Genomic DNA, 3,166 nt, shown 5'->3' with positions numbered 1-3,166 from the left:
GGCGCAGCCGTTCGACCAGCAGCACCTGCCGGTAGTCGGCGCGCTCGGGCGTGCTGCCCTCAGGCGCCAGCTCTGGGCCGTAACGGTGCCGGTAGCCCACATCGGCCAACCAGCCCAACGCCTCCTGTTCGAGCTGGTCTTCGGTCATGCGCTGTGTCGTCGCTCAGCCGCGCCGGCGGGGAGCGACAGGCGGGGTGTCGGCCCGGGCAGCGGCCTGGACGCGCACCCGCACGGCGCCGGTCGGCAGCAAACCCACATCAGCTGTGCTCCCTGCGGTGCAGGCAGTTGCGCGCGAACCGCTGACTGCACGCTGGTGCGCTCGACTCATGCGACCGGGCGGCGTTGGCGTGCTTCATTCGTAGTGGGTCCACATCCGCAGCACGCGCACCGTGCGCTCGGCCTTGAACACTTCGTACACCAAGCGATGCTGGATGTTGATGCGCCGGGAGTAGGCGCCCTCGAGGTCACCGACCAGCTTCTCGAACGGCGGCGGGTTCTGGAACGGGTCGTGGCGCAGCACGTCGAGCAGGCCCTGCGCCTTGGGTTTGAGGCCGGCGGCGGCTAGTCTGCGAGCGTCCTTGACGGCCTGCTTCGCGAATATCACCGCCCAGCTCACCAGCCCGGCGCCTTGGCGCTCTTGGACAGCGGTTCGGCCATGCCCTTCTTGATCGACTCGCGCATGCCCGGCACCGACAACAGGTACAGCGTCTCCTGGATGGCCTGCCAGTCTTCGGCCGACAGCAGCACGGCGCTGCTGCGCTTGCCGGCAATGAGGATGGGCTGGTGTGACTCGGCCGTCTGGTCGATCAGCCGGTAGAGGCTGGCGCGGGCTTCGCTGGCGGTGAGGGTGGTCATGGGAGGGCTCCTGGATGCCGGCAGCGTACGTTAACTCGTACGTCACGTCAATCCGCGAGCGCCTTGGCAGCGGGCAGGCGCAGTTGGCCGGAGATCAGGCGGGGGAGCAGGGTGTCGCGGAGGGTGGCGAGGGTTTGGGCTTGGTGAGAGTTGGCCGCCAAGCGCATGCGTAACGGAAGCGTTGACGCGTCGAAAGCTTCCAGAACCTCACGAGGCGGGACAACAAAGGCTAAACCGGCGAGCTTGCCTCGATTGAGTTCGGTTTGGCCGGTGGTGCCTTCCCCGAGTTCCTCAATCTCAGCCTGCCTCCGCATCATGGCAAGTCCAAGGTAGTTCCATGACAAACGGTCCCCTGCACGTACAACAGTGACGTGTGAGTCAACGATGGTCGGCTCGTCGAGCGTGAGCACCTGGGCGACACGACCAAGTGTGCCGACCCCGGTTGAGTTCACCAGCACATCGCCAACGCGCAGTTCACGGCCGTTGATTCCCCGCTGACCATCGTCGTGTCGACGAGCCTTTCTCAAGTCGACCTTGAAATCACGAACGCACTTTTGGTTGATGACCAGGACGCCGCCAACGTCGACGTACTTGGGCGAGATGCCACGGTTCAGATAACTGGCCTCAGCGCCGAGCTTCGCGGTTTCCCAGGTCTTTGGCACCAACCCCAACGCCGATTCTTCAAAGCTGTCCGGAAACAAGGCCGCCGTGGCTTCGTCCATGCTGGCCGGTGCGAGGCCTTGCTGCTTGGCGCGAACGGGATCGAAATCGACGAACCACGACTTGAACAGCGCCTGCGCGATGGCTTCGAGCGTGGCGCTGGTTTCGCGTAGCAAATCGATCCGCGCGTCGATCGCGGCGAGAGTGGATGCCGAATTTCTCTGCAGCTCGATGGGTGGGATCGAGACCGAAATCTTGCGAAGCTCGCTCTGCTTGATACCCAAGACAGTGGTGCCAGTTGCACGCGATCTGAGTTGTTCCTGCATCTCCTCGGTCTGGAGAACATAGAGCAGGAAAGTGCTGTCCAGCAGCCCGGCCTTTCCTCGAAGCGTGACTACTCGCTGCGCGAGCGCTACACGCTCGTTTCCGAGTTGCGCAACTTCCCCCATGGGGGCCTCGGTCGTCAGCACTACGTCACCGGCCTGCGGAATGCCACGCCGCATCCACGATTCGTATGCTTCGCTCGCGATGAATTCCGAAGGCCTTTCAATGCGACCACCCTTGATGATCTTCGCGGTCACCAATGGAATGCCCGACTCGGTCTTCTCGGGTGTCTTTCCCCGATAGTCGATCAGCGCGTCAAGGCACTCTTCCAGCCGCAGCACAGGCCACTCAGAACTCATACCCCTGCCCGCACCATCTCCACCACCGCCTCCACCACCTGTGCATGCCGTTCCGCCTTGAGTTCGCCCACGGCGCGCTGAAACAGCGATTCATGGGCCGTGAACAGCTTGCTCGCACGGGCATGGCTGATGCGCTGCAAGCCGCCTTCGGCGAAGTCATCTTCGGCCAGCGTCACGGCGCGCGGGTCGGCGTAGGGGTTGCTGGTGATTTGGCACAGCAGCCAGTCGCCTCGGCCGGCCGACGCCAACAGCAGCGCGGGGCGCAGCTTGCTGGCTGACAGATCGGAAAACGGAAACGGCAGCAGGATCACTTGCCGGGTTGCAAATGGGCCCATGCAGCCGCCTCCTCGTCGCGCAGCCAGTCGTTGGCCAACGCAGGCTCACTCAAGGCCGCGCCGCACAGCGCGGTGTCGGACGGCACGGCTTCGTCGGTGAAGGTCACCAGCACATGCCGGGGGGCTATTGCTCGCGTTGCCGGCCCGTCAACAAACTGCAACTGACCATTGGGCTGGAGCACTGCTTCGTAGGTTTGCAACATGGTTGGGTCCGCCGATTGAGAAAGTTTCCGCCGCCTGCATCGCAATGGGTAGTTTGAAGGATTCGAGCCCGTTCACGCAGCGGCTCGCAAGGTTCCTCAAAACTCATAGCCGATGCCGCCCATTTTCTTGCGGATCAGCTGATCCAGTTCCGCGCCCTTCGCCATTTGCTCGCCCAGCTTCTCAGTGAGCAACTGCATCTTGGTGGCGAAGTCGTCGTCGTTGTCCTCCACCGCCTCGGCGCCCACGTAGCGCCCCGGCGTCAGCACATGGCCGTGCTCGGCGATCTCGGCCAGCTTCACGCTGCGGCAGTAGCCGGGGATGTCCTGGTAGGTGCTCTCGCTGCGCTCCCTCTCCCCCCGGCCCTCTCCCGGGGGGAGAGGGAGCAGTTCGCCGCGCCACGCGGCGACGGTGGCGGCGATGCGGGCGATC

Annotated in this window: 5 protein-coding genes and 1 pseudogene; all 6 read right to left on the bottom strand. The window is 64.2% G+C overall.

Features of this window, described 5'->3' with window-relative positions; genetic code table 11:
- Positions 1 to 352: 352 nt before the first annotated feature.
- Positions 353 to 616: a Txe/YoeB family addiction module toxin gene (locus tag RMO12_RS12990; protein WP_309639609.1), complete on the bottom strand. Its 264-nt coding sequence runs from the start codon at positions 614 to 616 to the stop codon at positions 353 to 355.
- On the bottom strand, positions 613 to 855 hold the full coding sequence (locus RMO12_RS12985) for a type II toxin-antitoxin system Phd/YefM family antitoxin (RefSeq protein WP_309639608.1): 243 nt from the start codon (positions 853 to 855) through the stop codon (positions 613 to 615). The genes RMO12_RS12990 and RMO12_RS12985 overlap by 4 nt, the downstream gene beginning before the upstream one ends.
- Before the next feature lie 47 nt (positions 856 to 902).
- Entirely contained in the window at positions 903 to 2,180 is a 1,278-nt protein-coding gene (locus RMO12_RS12980; RefSeq protein WP_309639607.1) for a restriction endonuclease subunit S, read from the bottom strand.
- 14 nt (positions 2,181 to 2,194) lie between these two features.
- On the bottom strand, positions 2,195 to 2,533 hold the full coding sequence (locus tag RMO12_RS12975; RefSeq protein WP_309639606.1) for a type II toxin-antitoxin system PemK/MazF family toxin: 339 nt from the start codon (positions 2,531 to 2,533) through the stop codon (positions 2,195 to 2,197).
- Positions 2,506 to 2,736: a hypothetical protein gene (locus tag RMO12_RS12970; protein ID WP_309639605.1), complete on the bottom strand. Its 231-nt coding sequence runs from the start codon at positions 2,734 to 2,736 to the stop codon at positions 2,506 to 2,508. Before RMO12_RS12970 ends, RMO12_RS12975 begins: the two co-directional genes overlap by 28 nt.
- 96 nt (positions 2,737 to 2,832) lie before the next feature.
- Positions 2,833 to 3,166, bottom strand: a pseudogene (locus RMO12_RS12965) (SAM-dependent DNA methyltransferase); the annotation flags it as partial.

It is taken from the genome of Methylibium sp. (assembly GCF_031393925.1).
In the GTDB taxonomy this organism is placed as follows: Bacteria; Pseudomonadota; Gammaproteobacteria; order Burkholderiales; family Burkholderiaceae_C; genus Methylibium.
This window is presented reverse-complemented; position numbering and strand designations above follow the sequence as displayed.

Coding starts and splice junctions, on each gene's coding strand:
- RMO12_RS12985 (WP_309639608.1), bottom strand. CDS start 855: ATGACCACCCTCACCGCCAGCGAAGCCCGCGCCAGCCTCTACCGGCTG.
- RMO12_RS12975 (WP_309639606.1), bottom strand. CDS start 2,533: ATGGGCCCATTTGCAACCCGGCAAGTGATCCTGCTGCCGTTTCCGTTT.
- RMO12_RS12970 (WP_309639605.1), bottom strand. CDS start 2,736: ATGTTGCAAACCTACGAAGCAGTGCTCCAGCCCAATGGTCAGTTGCAG.